Origin of the sequence: Streptomyces sp. NPDC101132 (genome assembly GCF_044759225.1) — a bacterium.
GTDB lineage: Bacteria > Actinomycetota > Actinomycetes > Streptomycetales > Streptomycetaceae > Streptomyces.
The window spans coordinates 318,986-334,590 of record NZ_JBIVYX010000008.1; the positions used below are offsets into that span (position 1 = coordinate 318,986).

Sequence of the window (15,605 nt, forward strand, 5' to 3'; positions counted from 1 at the left end):
GTGGAGCGGGTGCGGGGGTGGAGCGTGGGGCGGGTGGTGCCGGGGGTGGGGCGCGGTGGTGCTTGGGCGGGGCGGGTGGTGCCGGGGGTCAGGCCGAGCCGAGGGCCGCGCTGCGGGCGGCCAGGAAGGCCTGGTGCGGGTCGAGGTCGGGGTACGACCAGGGGGCGGGGGTGGCGTGCCGGCCGATCCGGTGGAACAGGGCGGCGGCCTCGGCCGGGCGGCCCTCGCAGAGTTTGGCGTGGGCGAGGAAGTTGAGGTCGATGCGGTTGCGCGGGTGGTCCTCGCGCTCCCACTCCAGCCACCAGTCGAAGGCCGAGCGCAGCACCTGGCGGGCGCGTCGGCCCGACCAGTGGTCGGCGGCGCCGGGGGCGTGTCCCTCGGCGGCCAGCACGCGGTACCGCTCGGCGTGGGCGATGACCGGCAGCACGGCGAGCGGGGAGTCGGCCGGTGACTCCTCGGCGGCCCAGGCGGCGAAGTCGTACACCTCGTGGAGCGGGTCGGGGCCGGCGGCCGGGGCGTGCTCGGCGAGCCGGGCGACCATCAGGTGGTGGGCGTGGTGGTGCTCGCGGTGCCGGGCGCGGACCTGGTCGAAGGTGCGGGTGAACTCCTCGGCCGGGCCGAAGGCGCGGGCCAGCAGCAGGAGTCCGAGCCAGGGCGTGGGGTCGGCGGGTTCCCGGGCCGCGGCGGCGCGGCAGGCCTGCTCGGCCTTCTCCGGCGAACCCTTTCCGCGCAGGGCGGCGAAGACCTGGGCGCAGGCGAGGAGGGTCGCGGCGTCGGCGCTCTCGGGTTCGGCGAGGAGCCATTCGCGGGACCAGGCCACGGCGGCCGGGGTCTCGGCGAGGACGACCACCCGGTGGCCGCGGCGGTCCCAGTCGTCTCCGGTGGCGACCAGCAGGGAGCGGGCCTTGACCCAGCGGCCCTGGGTGAACTGACCGCGTACGTCGACGAGTTCGGTGTCGCAGAGGGCGGGGTCGAAGAACTGGTCGTCCTTCTTGCGGGGGCGGCCGAAGGGCGGCGGCGGAGGCGGCGACATCCGCGGACTTCCCTCCAGGCACACGGTCATCGGTGTCAACTACGGTCTACGAGCGAATGATCACGCACAGCAAAGCGGTAGGGGTTGCTCCGAGTCAAGGTCCAGTCCACTACGTGGCGCGTTTCAACTGGTCCGGAATGCAGCGTAGTTGGCTGGAAGGTTCGCCCCGGCGGCGGGGGTGCCGGCCGGGTTACGCTGCCGCGGTGAGCACGTACGAGAACCTCCCGCCGTTCCTGCTGGGCTTTCCGGGTCCGCTGCGCGACCAGTTGGTCGCCGCGGTGCTCGGCGGCGCGAAGACGACCACGACCGGGCTGCTGGACGAGTACGAGGCGGAGGGCGAGCCGCTGCCGCGGCCGGGCGACCGCGCGCTGCTCGTGGACTCCGCCGGGCTGGGGGTGGCGGTGGTCGAGGTGACCGGCGTACGGGTGCTGCGGCTGGCGGACGTGGACCTGCGGCACGCCCTCGACGAGGGCGAGGGGTACACGTCCGTGGCCGAGTGGCGCGCCGTGCACGAGGAGTTCTGGCACAGCGAGCCGGTCCGGGCGGCCGTCGGCGACCCGGAGTACCACGTCACCGATGACACGGTGGTCGTCGCCGAGCGGTTCCGGGTGGTCGAGCGGGTCGGCCCGGCGCACGGAAGCACGGCCGGGACGGCGGACGGCCGGGGCTGACGGGCCCCGGCCGGCGCCGGGCCCGGCCGGTGCCGGGTCAGCCGGTGGCCGCCGCCGCCGCGCGGCCCGCCGTACGGCCGGAGAACAGGCAGCCGCCGAGGAAGGTGCCCTCCAGGGCGCGGTAGCCGTGCACGCCCCCGCCGCCGAAGCCGGCCGCCTCCCCGGCCGCGTACACGCCGGGCAGCGGCTCGCCGCCCTCGGTGAGGACCCGGGAGGAGAGGTCGGTCTCCAGCCCGCCGAGGGACTTGCGGGTGAGGATGTTCAGCCGTACGGCGATCAGCGGGCCGGCCTTCGGGTCCAGGATGCGGTGCGGCGCGGCGGTGCGGATCAGCTTGTCGCCGAGGTACCTGCGGGCCCCGTGGATGGCGGTGACCTGGAGGTCCTTGGTGAACGGGTTGGTGATCTCGCGGTCGCGGGCGACGATCTCGCGGCGCAGCGCCTCCTCGTCGATCAGCGGCTCCTTGGTGAGTGCGTTCATGCCGCGGACCAGGGCGGACAGGTCGCGCTCGACGACGAAGTCCACGCCGTGGTCCATGAAGGCCCGGACCGGGCCGGGCACGGCCTGCCGGGCGCGGTTGATCACGTCGCGGACCGAGCGGCCGGTGAGGTCGGGGTTCTGCTCGGAGCCGGAGAGGGCGAACTCCTTGCCGATGATGCGCTGGTCGAGCACGAACCAGGTGTGGTCGTGGCCGGTGCGCATGATGTGTTCGAGGGTGCCGAGGGTGTCGAAGCCGGGGAAGAGCGGTACGGGCAGCCGCTTGCCGGTGGCGTCGAGCCAGAGGCTGGAGGGGCCGGGCAGGATGCGGATGCCGTGGCGGGGCCAGATGGGGTCCCAGTTCTCGATGCCCTCGGTGTAGTGCCACATGCGGTCCTTGTTGATGTGGCGCGCGCCCGCCCGTTCGGTGATGCCGAGCATCAGGCCGTCGACGTGCGCGGGCACACCGGAGAGGAGCTTGGCGGGCGGGGTGCCGAGGCGGGCCGGCCACTGGGCGCGCACCAGGTCGTGGTTGCCGCCGATGCCTCCGGAGGTGACGATCACGGCCTGGGCGCGGAGTTCGAAGGCGCCGGTGACCTCGCGGCTGCTGGACTGGCCGCGGGCGACCGAGGAGGGTTCCAGGACCTCTCCGGTGACGGTGTCCACGGCGCCGGCGCTGCGGCCGAGGCCGGTGACGCGGTGCCGGAACCGCAGCTCGACCAGGCCCCGGGCCACCCCGGCGCGCACCCGCCGCTCGAAGGGCTCGACCAGGCCGGGGCCGGTGCCCCAGGTGATGTGGAAGCGGGGCACGGAGTTGCCGTGCCCGTTGGCGTCGTAGCCGCCGCGCTCGGCCCAGCCGACGACGGGGAAGAAGCGCACGCCCTGGGCGTGCAGCCAGGACCGCTTCTCGCCCGCGGCGAAGTCGACGTACGCCTCGGCCCAGCGGCGGGGCCAGAGGTCCTCGGGCCGGTCGAAGCCGGCGGTGCCGAGCCAGTCCTGGAGGGCCAGGGCGTGGCTGTCCTTGATGCGCATGCGCCGCTGTTCCGGCGAGTCGACGAAGAACAGGCCGCCGAAGGACCAGTGGGCCTGGCCGCCGAGGGACTGCTCGGGCTCCTGGTCGAGCAGGATCACCTTCCTGCCCGCGTCCACCAGCTCGGCGGTGGCCGCGAGGCCCGCGAGTCCGGCTCCGATAACGATCACGTCTGCGTCGTACGCCATGGCCAGATCTTGGCTACGCGGCGGTAACCCGTCAACAGCGGTGCTTGGATGAATCCATGAGCGCTTCCGAGGAGATCCTGGACATCGTGGACGAGAACGACCGGGTGGTGGGGCGGGCCACCCGGGGCGAGATGTACGAGCGGGGGCTGCGGCACCGGTGCGTGTTCGTCCAGGCCCGCGACGCCGAGGGGAGGGTGTTCGTGCACCGGCGGACCGCGACGAAGCTGGTGTTCCCGTCGATGTACGACATGTTCGTCGGCGGCGTGGTGGGCGCGGGCGAGAGCTACGCCGAGGCCGCGCTGCGGGAGGCCGAGGAGGAGCTGGGGGTGTCCGGGCTGCCGCAGCCCGTGCCGCTCTTCAAGTTCCTGTACGAGGACCCGGCGACCGGGCAGTCCTGGTGGTCGTACGTGCACGAGGTGCGGTGTGACATGGCGGTCGATCCACAGGCGGAGGAGGTGGCCTGGCACGCCTTCCTCGACGAGGCCGAGCTGGAGCGGCGGCTCGACGGCTGGGCGTGGGTGCCGGACGGGCTCGACGCGTACCGGCGGCTGAGGGCCTTCCGGGCGGGGCGCGGGGAGGGGCCGCAGTAGATTGCCCGGGTGATCGACTTCCTGAAGGACGTGCGCTTCTGGTTCTCGCCGGAGCTGCTCCGCGACGAGGGCGGCACCCCGGACTACCGGTTCTCGCTGGCCAACGAGCGGACCTTCCTGGCCTGGGTGCGGACCGCGCTGGCGCTGGTGGGCGGCGGGTTCGCGGTGGACCAGTTCCTGCCGGACCTGCGGTGGGGCGTACGCGTCGGGATCGCGGTCGCGCTGCTGGTCGTCGGCGCGGCCTGTGCGCTGCGGGCGGTCAACCACTGGATGCGGTGCGAGCGGGCCATGCGGCGGGGCGAGGACCTGCCGCCCTCCCGGTTCCCGGTGGTGCTGACGCTGGGCGTGGCGCTCGTCGCGGTGGTGATGATCGTGGTCGTCCTGCTGGGCTGGACGGCGGGGCAGTGACCGGGGTGCCGGGGGCGGGCGGGCCTCCGGGGGCCGGCGGGGTGCCGGGGGCCGGCGGGGCCGGGCCGACGGCGGACGACGGGGCGACGGCGCGGGATCCGGGGCTCCAGCCGGAGCGGACCCGGCTGGCGTGGCGGCGTACCACCCTGACCTGCACGGTGGTGGCGGTGCTGGCGCTCAAGCAGGCGCTGCGGAGCTCCGGTTCGCCGGTCACGGTGGCGGGGACCGCGCTGATCACGCTGGTCTGGGCGGGGTTCCTGGTGGTGGCCCACCGCCGGATCCGGGCGCTGGCCGCGCCGCGGCCCGCGCTGCTTCCCGTCCACCACGCGCTCTCGGCCGGGCTGGGCATCGCGGTGCTGTCGGGCTTCGCGGTGGTGGTGATCCTCGCGTCCTGAGCGGGCGTCCCGCGGCGGGCGGGCCCGGCCGGCGGTCGGTGCGGCCGGCAGGTGCGGCGGCCGATCGGTGCGGCCGGCGTATCCCGGCCGGCGTATCCCGGGCGGCGGATCCCGGGCGGCGCGGCCGGGCGCTGTCGTGGGCTGATGTGATGGTCGGGCTTGTCCCGCGGCACGCCGGTCCGTCAGGACATACCAGGGCACTACGGACTAGCCTCGGCCCATGACCACCCTGCACCAAGAGCACGGCACCCACGAGCACGCCCACGGGCCGGACTGCGGTCACGCCGAGGTCCCGCACGGCGACCACGTCGACTACGCCCACGACGGCCACCTGCACCGCGAGCACTCGGGCCACTGGGACGAGTGCGAGACGACCGCGCACGTCGCGCACGAGGCCCACGAGCACGCCCACGGCGAGGGCTGCGGGCACCCCGCCGTCGAGCACGGCGACCACCTGGACTACCTGCACGACGGACACCGGCACGCCGCGCACGACGGGCACTGGGACGACCACTGACCGCCCGGGGGCCCCGCACCGGGGCCCCCTCCCCCGGGGCGCGGGGCGGCTGGCAGGATGCTGCCGCCCGCACCACGACCCGGGGAGCCGTGATGACCGCAGGAACGACCGTCGAAGAGCCCTACACCGTCGAGTTGACGCCCGAGGTGTACGCCTACGTCCAGCCCGACGGGGGCTGGTGCCTGAGCAACGCGGGGTTCGTCGGCGACGGCGGACGGACCCTGCTGGTGGACACGGCCGCCACCCGGCGGCGGGCGCTGTGGCTGCGGGAGGCCGTCGCGGCGGCCGGCGCGGCGGTGCCCTCGGTCATCGTGAACACGCACCACCACGGCGACCACACCTACGGCAACTGCGTGTTCCCCGAGGCGACCGTGGTGGCGCACCACGACAGCCGGCGGGAGCAGCTCGACGCCGGCCACCAGCTGCACCTGATCTGGCCCCGGACGGACTTCGGGGAGATCAGCATCACCGCGCCCACGCTGACGTACGACGACAGTGTGACGTTGCACATCGGGAACACCGAGGTACGGGTGCTGCACCCGGGCGTCGCGCACACGACGGGCGACTCGGTGGTGTGGCTGCCGCACCGGCGCGTGGTCTTCACCGGCGACCTGGTCTTCGCGGGCGGCACCCCGTTCATCCCGTTCGGCTCGCTCTCCGGCTCGCTCCGCGCCCTGGACCTGCTGCGCTCGCTGGACGCGCGGACCGTCGTGCCGGGGCACGGGCCGCTGACCGACGCCTCGGCGTACGACGCGACCGAGCGGTACCTGCGGTTCGTCGGGACGCTGGCGGAGGAGGGCCGGGCCAAGGGGATCACGCCGCTGGAGGCGGCCCGCCGGGCGGACCTCGGGGAGTTCGCGAAATGGCGGGAGCCCGAGCGGCTGGTGGCCAACCTGCACCGGGCGTACGCCGAGCTGGCGGGCGAGCCGGGCGGCTCGCGGCTGGACCTGGTCGCCCTGCTGACGGACATGACCGAGATGAACGGCGGGACGCCGGTCGCCTGTCACGCGTGACACGGGGCCGACCGCCCGACCGCCCGGCCGCGCCGGGGGCCGGGCGGCCGGGGCCGGGGGGCCAGGGCGGGCGGGCTCTCCGGAGAGGAGGGATCCGGCCACCCCCTGGACGGCATACCGACTGGTCGGCATGATGGGCGGGACGCGGCAGCGACGATCCGCCCACCCCTCCCGACGGAAGGTGCGCCCATGACCCCAGCCGGCCCCCGGGGCCTCGACCTGGCTCGGCTCCGCGAGCGGCTCGACCGCGAGCGGCCGCCGCTCACCGCCGGCCCCCTCACCGGCCGGCTGATCGAGGGCGGCCGCTCCAACCTCACCTACGCGGTGACCGACGGCCACACCCGCTGGGTGGTCCGCCGGCCGCCGCTCGGGCACGTCCTCGCCACCGCGCACGACATGTCCCGCGAGCACCGGGTGATCCGGGCCCTGCACGGCACCCGGGTGCCGGTGCCCGCGCCCGTACTGCTCTGCGAGGACGACGAGGTGATCGGGGCGCCGTTCTACGTCATGGAGCTCGTGGACGGCACCCCGTACCGGACCGCCGCACAGCTGGCCCCGCTCGGCCCCGCCCGCACCCGGGACGTGGTGCTGCGGCTCGTGGACACCCTGGCCGACCTGCACCGGGTGGACCCGGACGAGGTGGGACTGGGCGACTTCGGCCGGCCCGAGGGGTTCCTCGACCGGCAGCTGCGCCGGTGGGCCAAGCAGCTCGCGGCCTCCGGCAGCCGCGAACTGGCCGGCATCGACGAGCTCCAGGCCACCCTGGCCCGCCGGCTGCCCGCCTCCCCCGCGCCGACGGTGGTGCACGGCGACTACCGCCTCGACAACGTCCTCGTCGACGCCGAGGACCGGATCGCGGCGGTGCTGGACTGGGAGATGTCCACGCTCGGCGACCCCCTCACCGACCTCGGACTGCTCGTGATGTACAGCTCCGACCTGGGCCTGGGCGACTCCCCGGTGAGCACCACCAGCGGCGCCCCCGGCCACCCCTCCCCCGCCGAGCTGGTCGAGCGGTACGCCGCACGGTCGGGCCGGGACACCTCGGGCATCGCCTGGTACACGGCCTTCGCCTGGTTCAAGCTGGCCGTGATCCTGGAGGGCATCCACTACCGCTACACGCTCGGCCAGACGGTCGGCGCGGGCTTCGAGCAGATCGGCGCCCTGGTTCCCGTGTTCATCGAGCACGGCCTGACGACCCTTCAGGAAGGCTGATCCGGCATGGACTTCGCATACGACGCGCGCACCGAGGAGCTGCGGGAGCGGCTGCTGGCCTTCATGGACGCGTACGTGTACCCGGCCGAGGCGGTCGCGGAGGAGCAGCGCGCCGGCCTCGCCTCCCCCTGGGACACGCCCCCGGTGGTGGCCGAACTCAAGGCGGAGGCACGGCGGCAGGGGCTGTGGAACCTCTTCTTCGTGGACGGTCACGGGGCGCCGGGCGAGGGCCGGGGCGCCGGCCTGACCAACCTCCAGTACGCACCGCTGGCCGAAATCACCGGGCGCAGCCCCCAGTTGGCGCCCACGGCCCTCAACTGCGCGGCCCCGGACACCGGGAACATGGAGCTGCTGGCCCAGTTCGGGTCCGAGGAGCAGCAGAAGCGGTGGCTGGAGCCGCTGCTGGCCGGTGAGATCCGTTCGGCCTTCGCGATGACCGAGCCGGAGGTGGCCTCCTCCGACGCGACGAACATCGAGACCCGGATCGAGCGGGACGGCGACGCGTACGTGGTCACGGGGCGGAAGTGGTACATCTCCGGGGCGATGAACCCGGACTGCCGGGTGTTCATCGTGATGGGCAAGACCGACCCCGACGGCCCGGACGTGCGCCGCCAGCAGTCGATGCTGCTGGTGCCCCGGGACACCCCGGGCGTCGAGGTGCGGCGCGCGATGAAGGTGTACGGGTACGAGGACCACTACCACGGCGGCCACGCGGAGGTGCTGTTCCACGGGGCGCGGGTGCCGGCGGACCACCTGGTGGGCGAGGAGGGCGGCGGCTTCGCCATCGCCCAGGCGCGGCTGGGGCCGGGCCGCATCCACCACTGCATGCGGCTGATCGGCATGGCGGAGCGGGCGATCGAGCTGATGTGCCGGCGGGCGGTCGCGCGTACCGCGTTCGGCAAGCCGCTGGCGGCGCAGGGCGTCGTGCAGAACTGGATCGCGGACGCCCGGGTGACCGTGGAGCAGCTGCGGCTGCTGGTGCTGAAGACGGCCTGGCTGATGGACACGGTGGGCAACCGCGGGGCGCACACCGAGATCCAGGCCATCAAGATCGCCACCCCGCGCGCGGTGGTCGGGATCCTCGACCAGGCCGTCCAGCTGTACGGGGCGGGCGGGGTGAGCCAGGACCAGCCGCTGGCCGAACTCTGGGCGGCGGCGCGGACGCTGCGGCTGGCGGACGGTCCGGACGAGGTGCACCAGCGGTCGCTGGCGCGGCGGGAGCTGAAGCGGTACCTGTGACGGCGGCGCCGCTACGGGCGCAGGGCGCGCAGCAGGAGGTCGGCCAGGTGGTCGGCGACCTGCTGCGGGCTCAGCGGGCCGTCGGCGCGGTACCAGGTGGACAGGTGGTGGACGGAGCCGAAGTGGTAGTCCACCACCAGGTCGGCCGGGGTGGCCGTGGAGAACACCCCGGCCCGCTGGCCCTCCTCGATCAGGGCGCGGAACCTCTCGTGGTAGTGGCGGCGGGCGGCGCGCACCTGCTTGTTCTTCTCCGGGCTGAGCTGGTGCATCGACCGGAAGAAGATCATCGCGTCGTCGAGGTTCTCGATGGTGGTGACGACGACGTCGGCCGCCGCGGCGCGCAGCCGCTGCTCGACCGGGGCGTCGGATCCGGCCACTGCGTCGAGGCGCTCCTGCTGGAGGCGGAGCATGCGCGCGTACACCTCGTGCAGCAGGTCGTCCTTGGAGCCGAAGTAGTGGTACAGCGCGCCCTTGGTGACGCCGGCGGCCTCGACGATCTCCTGGACGGAGGTGCGGTCGTAGCCGCGGTCGGCGAACAGCCGGGTGGCGGCGGCGAGCAGCCGCTGGGGAACGGGGGTGTCCTCCGTGTCCGTGGACCTGGCCATGACCGCCACCTGCCTTCGTGTGCGTGTGCGTGAACGACTGCCGGACGAGTGTGCCGGGTCAGGGGGCCACCGGCGAAATCCGGCCGGGTCCGGCTGCCCGGTCGCGGAGCTCCCGGCGGAGGATCTTGCCGCTGGTGGTCTTGGGCAGCGCGGGGAGGATCTCCACCGTGCGCGGGTACTTGTAGGCGGCCAGCCGGTCGGCGCAGTGCGCGGCCAGGGCGCCGGGGGTGGCGTCGGTGCCGGGGCGCAGGCTCACGTACGCCTTGACGGTCTCGCCGCGGTACGGGTCGGGGACGCCGACGACGGCGGCCTCGCGGACGGCGGGGTGGGTGTAGAGGACGTCCTCGACCTCCCGGGGCCAGACCTTGAAGCCCGAGGCGTTGATCATGTCCTTCTTGCGGTCGACCACGTACAGCCAGCCCTCCGGGTCCATGAACCCGACGTCTCCGGTGCGGAGTTCGCCGCCGGGGAGGGCGCGGGCGGTGTCGGCGGGCCGGCGCCAGTAGCCGGGGACGACCTGGGGGCCCCGGACCACGATCTCGCCGGTCTCGCCGAAGGGCAGCTCCGCGCCGTGGTCGTCGACGATGCGGACGACGGTGTCGGCTCCGGGGACTCCGACGGAGAGGGTGCCGGAGGCCGGGTCGACGGGGGCGGTCCGGTGCACGGGTACGGAGGTGCAGTGGGCGGTGGTCTCGGTGAGGCCGTAGCCGTTGCGGAGTTCGAGGCCGAGGGTGTCGCGGAGGCGGGTGACGAGGGCGGGCGGCAGGGGGGCGCCGCCGGAGGACACGATCCGGAAGGAGGCGAAGTGGTCCGGGGTGACGTCGGGGTGGGCGGCCAGGGCCATGAAGGCGGTGGCGGGGCCGACCGTGTAGTGGGGGCGGTGTTCCCTGAAGGCGTCGAGGACGGTGCCGGGTTCGAAGCGGTGGGTGAGGACCAGGGTGCCGGCGTTGGTGAGGCAGGTGGCCAGTTCGCAGACCATGCCGGTGATGTGGAAGAGGGGGGCCAGGGCGAAGTAGCGGGCGCCCTCGGGGAGGGCGTGGGCGGTGCGCTGGCGTTCGGCGTTGTAGGTGAGGGCGCCGTGCGGGTTGACGGCACCCTTGGGGGCGCCGCTGGTGCCGGAGGTGTAGCTGATGAGGGCCGGGTCGGCGGGGCCGGGGGCGGGGACCTCGGGCGCGGGGCCGCCCTGGCGGGCGGCGGTGAGGAGGTCGGTGGGGGTGGGGGCGGTGGGGAGGCCGGCGGGGGCCGGCCGGTCGGACGGGGCGACCGGGGCGGCCGGGGCGGACGGCGCCGCGGGGGCCGCCGGGTGCGGGGGACGGCGGGTGGGGAGGACGCGGGGGTCGTCGCGGGTCTGGAGGTCGTGGTCGCGGGCGGTGAGCACGGTGTGGACGGTGGTGGCCGGGGACGCGGTGGCGAGGGCGTCGCGGAGGAAGCCGTCCCAGGCGTGGTCGGCGCAGACCAGGGCCGACACCTCGGCGTCACGCAGCACATGTGACACCTCACCGGCCTTGTACATGGGGTTGACCGGGACGACGACGGCCCCGGCCTTCCAGGCGGCGAGTACGGCCAGCACGAAGTGCGGGGTGTTCTGGAGCATGACGGCGACGCGGTCGCCCGGGCGTACGCCGCGGCCGGCGAGGTGGCCGGCGACCGCGTCGGAGAGGGCGTCCGTCTCGGCGTAGCTCAGGCGCCCGTCGAAGTAGGCGAGGGCGGTGCGGCCGGGGGCGCGGGCCACGGCGGAGCGGAAGGCGGCGAGCACGCTGGGCGGCGGACTGACGGGCGCCCGCTGCGCGGGGCCGAGCAGCGCGAGCCAGGGGCGGGCGGCGTAGCGGGACGCCCCGGCCGTCTCCGGCTCCGTGCGGCCGGCCCGTTCCGTCATGCGCCCTCCCAGTTCCGTTGCAGGTGGTTCATGCTGCCAAGCCACCGCTCGGGGTCGGTTGCCCGGGTCCGGTAGTAGTCGGCGACCTCGGGGTGCGGGAGGATCAGGAAGCGGCCCTTGGCCATGCCCTCGAAGAGGGCGTCGGCCACGTCCGCGGGTTCGATCGCGGTGGGGGCCAGGACCAGTTCCCCGGCGGTGCCTGCGGCGGTCAGCATGTCGGTCCGTACGCCCTGGGGGCAGATGGCGTGGACGTCGAGGCCGCGGTGCCGGTAGGTGAGCGAGAGCCATTCGGCGAAGGCGAGCGCGCCGTGCTTGGTGACGCTGTACGGGGCCGCGCCGATCATGGTGAGGAGGCCGGCGGCGGAGACGGTGGAGACGAACCGGCCGCGGCCGCGGTCCAGCCAGCCGGGCAGCAGGGTGCGGACGGCGCGGACGTGGGACATGACGTTGGTGTCCCAGGCGGCGGCCCAGGCGTCCTCGTCGGCGAAGGCGTCGCCGCCGGCGGGGATGCCGGCGTTGGCGCAGTAGACGTCCACGGTGCCGTCGAAGGCCGCCAGGGCGGCCGGGGCGATGGCGGAGGCGTCGCCGGGGAGGGCGAGGGCGTCCAGTTCGGCGGCGATGCCGGCGGTCCGTCCGGGGTCGAGGTCGTTGACGGCGAGCCGGGCCCCTTCCTCGGCGAACCGGCGGGCCAGGGCGGCGCCGATGCCCCCGCCCGCTCCGGTGACGACGACACGCTGTCCCTCGAACGCACCCACGCGGATCCACTCCTCCTGGTCGGCCGGCGGCGCCGGTTGCCCGGCCCGGCGGCAGACTAACCGGTCGGTATGCCGGGCCGGAAGGGGGCGTTCTCCTAGCGTGGGCCGGTATGAGCCTGTCGAGACGAGGACTGCTGGCCGGCGTGGGGGCGGCCGGCGCGGTGAGCACGGTGGGAACGGCGGGCGCGGCGGGCGCCGCGCCGGGGCGGGTGCGGACGGGTTTCGAGCGGCTGGCCGGGAGCGGGTACGCCTCGCTCGCGGGCCGGCGCGTGGGGGTGGTGACCAATCCGACCGGCACCGGCCCCGGGGCGCGGCACGTCGTGGACCTGATGCACGCCGACCCCCGGGTGGACCTGGTCGCGGTCTTCGGGCCGGAGCACGGCTTCCGGGGCACGGCGCAGGCCGGGGGTTCGGAGGCGGTGCGGCGGGACCCGGCGACGGGGCTGCCGGTCTACGACACGTACGGCAGTGACGGGCGGGCGCTGGCGGCGGCGTTCGAGGCGGCGGGCGTGGACACGGTGGTGTTCGACATCCAGGACGTGGGGGCGCGGTTCTACACGTACGTCTGGACGATGTACGACTGCATGGCGGCGGCCGCGCGGGCGGGGAAGCGGGTGGTGGTGCTCGACCGGCCGCATCCGGCGGGCGGGGTGCGGGCGCTGGGGCCGGTGCTGGACCGGGCGTACGCGAGTTTCGTGGGGCGGGAGCCGGTGGCGCTGGCGCACGGGATGACGGCCGGGGAGCTGGCGCTGCTGTTCAACGGCGAGTTCCTGGGCGGGGCGGTGCGGCTGCGGGTGGAGCGGCTGGCGGGGTGGCGGCGCGGGATGGACTTCGCCGCGACCGGGCTGCCGTGGGTGCCGCCGAGCCCGAACATGCCGACGCCCGACACGGCGCTGGTGTATCCGGGGACCTGCCTGTTCGAGGGGACGAACCTGTCGGAGGGGCGGGGGACGACGCGGCCGTTCGAGCTGCTGGGCGCGGAGGGGATCGACCGGCGGTGGGCGGAGGCGGCGGACGCGCTGGGGTTGCCGGGGGTGTGGGTGCGGGAGGCGTGGTTCGCGCCGGTGTTCTCGAAGTTCCAGGGGCGGACGGTGGGCGGGGTGCGGCTGCTGGTGCACGACCGGGAGGTCTTCGACCCGGTGCGGACCGGGATCGGGCTGCTGGTGACGGCGCGGCGGGTGTGGAGCGGGTTCGCGTGGCGGCCGGACCACTGGATCGACCGGCTGACGGGCTCGGACCGGGTGCGGACGCTGATCGACGCGGGGGCCGGGGTGGACGAGGTGACGGCCTCCTGGGAGGCGGAGCTGGAACGGTTCCGCGGGGTGCGGGAGGAGTACCTGCTCTACGGGTGACGGGGCGGGTGGGGCGGGGGCGTCCGGTGTGACGGGTGACCGTACACGGTGACATGTGACCGTGCGGCTCGGTCGGTCACGGGTCTGGCCGCGGGCCCGGGGCGGCGGGATGCTGGTGCTCCGGTGCACGGTGCGGTGCGGGAGGGGGCCGTCATGTCGGGTGTGGGCGTGGGACCGTACACGGAACTGACCTTCGACGCCGACGGGGACTGCGACCCGCGGCAGCGCGCGGCGCCGGCCGGGCTGGACGCCACCGACCTGATCGTGTTCTCGCACGGCTGGAACAGCGACCGGTCCACCTCGACGCGGCTGTACGACCGGTTCTTCGCCCCCTTCCCCGCGCTGGTGGCCGGCTCCCCGGGGGTCCGGCTGGGCTACGTGGGCGTGGTGTGGCCGTCGATCCGGTTCTCCGACGAGCCGATCCCCGACTTCGACTCCCCCGCCGCGGCCGGCGCCCCGGCCCCCGGGCCGGAGCTCGACGCGGGGACGCGGGCGGCGCTCGGGGAGTTCTGGCCGGGCCGCGGCGCGGAGCTGGACCGGATCGCGGCACTGCTGCGGGAGCAGCCGGAGTCGGCGGAGGCGTTCGCCGAATTCGGCTTCCTGGTGCGGGAGTTGCTCGCCGGTCCGGAGGTCGCGGCGGAGGGCTCGGCGGAGGGCGGGCCGGCCGCGGTGGCGCCGGCGGACGGTGCGGACGACGTCGCGGGCGGTCCGGTGCCCGCGCTGCTCGCGGAGGACCCGCTGGTGCTGTGCCGGCTGCTCACGGAGGGGCTGCGGGAGGCCGGGGCGGATGGCGCCGGGCCGGAGGCCTCGTTCTCGGTGGGCGGCGGGCTGAAGAGGCTGTGGGGCGGCGGCAGGGAGCTGCTGCGCCAGGCGACGTACTACGAGATGAAGCGGCGGGCCGGCAAGGTCGGCGAGCGGGGGCTGGGGCCGGTGCTGGCGCAGCTGGCGGGGGCGCGGCCGGGCGTACGGGTCCATCTGGTCGGCCACAGCTTCGGCGCCCGGCTGGTGGCGTACGCGCTGCGGGGCGTACCGGCGGACGCGCGCCACGTCCGTTCTCTGACGCTCCTTCAGGGTGCCTTCTCGCACTACGCGTTCGCGGACTCGCTGCCGCACGCGCGGAGCAGTGGCGGGGCGCTGCGGGGGCTCCAGCGGCGGGTGGCGGGTCCGGTGGTGTGCTGCTATTCGCGGCATGACGCGGCGCTGCGGGTGTTCTACCCGCTGGCCTCGCGGATGGCCGGGGACTCCTCGTCCTTCGCGGGCTTCGACGAGCGCTGGGGTGCCATGGGCCACGACGGCGTGCGGGCGGTCGGCGGGGCGGTCCGGCTGACGCTGGAGGCGGCGCTGCGGGACGGGCTGCCGGGTGCGGGATGCGTCAGTGTCGACGCGGCGTCGGTGGTGCGGCGCGGTGGGGCGCCCTCGGGGGCGCACAGTGACATCTGCCATGAGGAACTCGCCCGGATCGTGGTCGCGGCGGGCCGGATCGGCCGCTGAGATCGCGCCAATGCCACCCGGGCGCCCCGTGCGCTCGGCATGCGCCCGCCCGGGTCCGGGCATGTTGGGCACAGCGCCGGTGATGGTTCCCATCGTGTCGTCGATGGAGCCGGAGCGCCCTCCGGATCGTCTCTCCCCCGGCGCACCCGGGCACGAGCGATGGAGGTGGCTGCGCGATGGCGGGTTTCCGGAGTCTGGCGGTGCAGGTGCGCGACGCGTCCAACGACCGTGCGCTGCGCCGGCATTCGCTGAGGCGGTGTCTGGAGCGGTTCGCTCCGTACGGGCACCGGGCGACCTGGTGGCACCTGTGCGACCGGCACGGGATCGGGCCGGAGGACCGGGGCTGCGACCCGTTGCGGCTGGTGGCGGCGCTGGAGGAGCTGGAGGACGCGCGGGGCGTGTGGCTGGCGTACGAGCGGCAGTTCGCGGAGCGGCGGCGGCGTGAGAAGCACGTGGGGGTGCGCACGCCGGAGTGGGCGTGGAGCGGTGCCGCGGTGGTGCCCTGCGCGGATCCGGGGGTGCGGCCGGAGGGGGCGCTGGGCGAGGTGCTGCGGCGGCTGGTGCGGGCGCTGGAGGCGGAGGTGCCGGGGACGGGGTGCCCGGTGTGCGGGGAGGCGGAGCTGCGGTGGCCGGCCGGGGCGGGGCGGGGGCCGGTGTGCGGGGGGTGCGGGATCGTGGTGCCGCCGCCGGTGCTGGCGGGGGCGCTGGACGACGGGGTGGTGGGGGTGGCGGGGCGTGCGGCGTGACCGTACGGC

At 75.1% G+C, this 15,605-nt stretch carries 16 protein-coding genes; 11 read left to right on the forward strand and 5 right to left on the reverse strand.

The window, feature by feature from the left end; all coding sequences use genetic code 11:
* Positions 1-88: 88 nt before the first annotated feature.
* A complete protein-coding gene (locus ACIQUR_RS20790; protein WP_403666095.1) occupies positions 89-1,033 on the reverse strand; it encodes a hypothetical protein in 945 nt (314 codons plus the stop codon).
* A 203-nt stretch (positions 1,034-1,236) separates the two neighbouring features.
* On the opposite strand from ACIQUR_RS20790, the gene ACIQUR_RS20795 reads away from it, so the two are divergent.
* The gene (locus ACIQUR_RS20795) at positions 1,237-1,704 is read left to right on the forward strand and encodes an ASCH domain-containing protein (protein ID WP_403666097.1); all 468 of its coding nucleotides are present in this window, start codon (positions 1,237-1,239) and stop codon (positions 1,702-1,704) included.
* A gap of 37 nt (positions 1,705-1,741) precedes the next feature.
* Here ACIQUR_RS20795 and ACIQUR_RS20800 read toward each other — a convergent pair whose 3' ends face one another.
* Positions 1,742-3,397 carry an FAD-binding dehydrogenase gene (locus tag ACIQUR_RS20800; protein WP_403666099.1) on the reverse strand — a complete coding sequence of 552 codons (1,656 nt, stop codon included), beginning with the start codon at positions 3,395-3,397 and terminating at the stop codon, positions 1,742-1,744.
* 56 nt (positions 3,398-3,453) lie between these two features.
* On the opposite strand from ACIQUR_RS20800, the gene ACIQUR_RS20805 reads away from it, so the two are divergent.
* The 7 genes from ACIQUR_RS20805 to ACIQUR_RS20835 all read left to right on the forward strand — a co-directional run bounded on the left by ACIQUR_RS20805 (position 3,454) and on the right by ACIQUR_RS20835 (position 8,771).
* Complete coding sequence (locus tag ACIQUR_RS20805) at positions 3,454-3,987, forward strand: NUDIX hydrolase (protein WP_403666101.1); 534 nt, start codon at positions 3,454-3,456, stop codon at positions 3,985-3,987.
* Positions 3,988-3,996: 9 nt separating this feature from the next.
* Positions 3,997-4,395 carry a YidH family protein gene (locus ACIQUR_RS20810; RefSeq protein ID WP_403666103.1) on the forward strand — a complete coding sequence of 133 codons (399 nt, stop codon included), beginning with the start codon at positions 3,997-3,999 and terminating at the stop codon, positions 4,393-4,395.
* 41 nt (positions 4,396-4,436) lie between these two features.
* On the forward strand, positions 4,437-4,790 hold the full coding sequence (locus tag ACIQUR_RS20815) for a DUF202 domain-containing protein (RefSeq protein ID WP_403666274.1): 354 nt from the start codon (positions 4,437-4,439) through the stop codon (positions 4,788-4,790).
* Positions 4,791-5,010: 220 nt separating this feature from the next.
* Positions 5,011-5,307: a hypothetical protein gene (locus ACIQUR_RS20820; RefSeq protein ID WP_403666105.1), complete on the forward strand. Its 297-nt coding sequence runs from the start codon at positions 5,011-5,013 to the stop codon at positions 5,305-5,307.
* A 92-nt stretch (positions 5,308-5,399) separates the two neighbouring features.
* Positions 5,400-6,320 carry an MBL fold metallo-hydrolase gene (locus ACIQUR_RS20825; RefSeq protein WP_403666107.1) on the forward strand — a complete coding sequence of 307 codons (921 nt, stop codon included), beginning with the start codon at positions 5,400-5,402 and terminating at the stop codon, positions 6,318-6,320.
* A 189-nt stretch (positions 6,321-6,509) separates the two neighbouring features.
* Positions 6,510-7,532 carry a phosphotransferase family protein gene (locus ACIQUR_RS20830; protein WP_403666109.1) on the forward strand — a complete coding sequence of 341 codons (1,023 nt, stop codon included), beginning with the start codon at positions 6,510-6,512 and terminating at the stop codon, positions 7,530-7,532.
* 6 nt (positions 7,533-7,538) lie between these two features.
* On the forward strand, positions 7,539-8,771 hold the full coding sequence (locus ACIQUR_RS20835) for an acyl-CoA dehydrogenase family protein (protein WP_403666111.1): 1,233 nt from the start codon (positions 7,539-7,541) through the stop codon (positions 8,769-8,771).
* A gap of 11 nt (positions 8,772-8,782) precedes the next feature.
* Here the strand turns inward: ACIQUR_RS20835 and ACIQUR_RS20840 are convergent, their stop codons facing one another.
* The 3 genes from ACIQUR_RS20840 to ACIQUR_RS20850 are packed head-to-tail and all read right to left on the reverse strand — an operon-like array spanning position 8,783 to position 12,007.
* Positions 8,783-9,376, reverse strand: coding sequence for a TetR/AcrR family transcriptional regulator (locus ACIQUR_RS20840; RefSeq protein WP_403666113.1), 594 nt, complete (start codon positions 9,374-9,376; stop codon positions 8,783-8,785).
* Positions 9,377-9,434: 58 nt separating this feature from the next.
* Positions 9,435-11,252, reverse strand: a complete 1,818-nt coding sequence (locus ACIQUR_RS20845) for a class I adenylate-forming enzyme family protein (RefSeq protein WP_403666115.1) — start codon at positions 11,250-11,252, stop codon at positions 9,435-9,437.
* Positions 11,249-12,007: an SDR family NAD(P)-dependent oxidoreductase gene (locus tag ACIQUR_RS20850; RefSeq protein ID WP_403666117.1), complete on the reverse strand. Its 759-nt coding sequence runs from the start codon at positions 12,005-12,007 to the stop codon at positions 11,249-11,251. The genes ACIQUR_RS20845 and ACIQUR_RS20850 overlap by 4 nt, the downstream gene beginning before the upstream one ends.
* 110 nt (positions 12,008-12,117) lie before the next feature.
* On the opposite strand from ACIQUR_RS20850, the gene ACIQUR_RS20855 reads away from it, so the two are divergent.
* The 3 genes from ACIQUR_RS20855 to ACIQUR_RS20865 all read left to right on the forward strand — a co-directional run bounded on the left by ACIQUR_RS20855 (position 12,118) and on the right by ACIQUR_RS20865 (position 15,596).
* A complete protein-coding gene (locus ACIQUR_RS20855; protein ID WP_403666119.1) occupies positions 12,118-13,359 on the forward strand; it encodes an exo-beta-N-acetylmuramidase NamZ domain-containing protein in 1,242 nt (413 codons plus the stop codon).
* Positions 13,360-13,512: 153 nt separating this feature from the next.
* Positions 13,513-14,850 carry a serine-threonine protein kinase gene (locus ACIQUR_RS20860; RefSeq protein WP_403666121.1) on the forward strand — a complete coding sequence of 446 codons (1,338 nt, stop codon included), beginning with the start codon at positions 13,513-13,515 and terminating at the stop codon, positions 14,848-14,850.
* 176 nt (positions 14,851-15,026) lie between these two features.
* The gene (locus ACIQUR_RS20865) at positions 15,027-15,596 is read left to right on the forward strand and encodes a hypothetical protein (protein ID WP_403666123.1); all 570 of its coding nucleotides are present in this window, start codon (positions 15,027-15,029) and stop codon (positions 15,594-15,596) included.
* Positions 15,597-15,605: the final 9 nt, after the last annotated feature.

Bases quoted from the DNA above. Each gene is read 5' to 3' on its own strand.
- ACIQUR_RS20790 (WP_403666095.1), bottom strand. From the start codon at position 1,033: ATGTCGCCGCCTCCGCCGCCGCCCTTCGGCCGCCCCCGCAAGAAGGAC.
- ACIQUR_RS20800 (WP_403666099.1), bottom strand. From the start codon at position 3,397: ATGGCGTACGACGCAGACGTGATCGTTATCGGAGCCGGACTCGCGGGC.
- ACIQUR_RS20805 (WP_403666101.1), top strand. From the start codon at position 3,454: ATGAGCGCTTCCGAGGAGATCCTGGACATCGTGGACGAGAACGACCGG.
- ACIQUR_RS20820 (WP_403666105.1), top strand. From the start codon at position 5,011: ATGACCACCCTGCACCAAGAGCACGGCACCCACGAGCACGCCCACGGG.
- ACIQUR_RS20825 (WP_403666107.1), top strand. From the start codon at position 5,400: ATGACCGCAGGAACGACCGTCGAAGAGCCCTACACCGTCGAGTTGACG.
- ACIQUR_RS20830 (WP_403666109.1), top strand. From the start codon at position 6,510: ATGACCCCAGCCGGCCCCCGGGGCCTCGACCTGGCTCGGCTCCGCGAG.
- ACIQUR_RS20835 (WP_403666111.1), top strand. From the start codon at position 7,539: ATGGACTTCGCATACGACGCGCGCACCGAGGAGCTGCGGGAGCGGCTG.
- ACIQUR_RS20840 (WP_403666113.1), bottom strand. From the start codon at position 9,376: ATGGCCAGGTCCACGGACACGGAGGACACCCCCGTTCCCCAGCGGCTG.
- ACIQUR_RS20845 (WP_403666115.1), bottom strand. From the start codon at position 11,252: ATGACGGAACGGGCCGGCCGCACGGAGCCGGAGACGGCCGGGGCGTCC.
- ACIQUR_RS20855 (WP_403666119.1), top strand. From the start codon at position 12,118: ATGAGCCTGTCGAGACGAGGACTGCTGGCCGGCGTGGGGGCGGCCGGC.
- ACIQUR_RS20860 (WP_403666121.1), top strand. From the start codon at position 13,513: ATGTCGGGTGTGGGCGTGGGACCGTACACGGAACTGACCTTCGACGCC.
- ACIQUR_RS20865 (WP_403666123.1), top strand. From the start codon at position 15,027: ATGGCGGGTTTCCGGAGTCTGGCGGTGCAGGTGCGCGACGCGTCCAAC.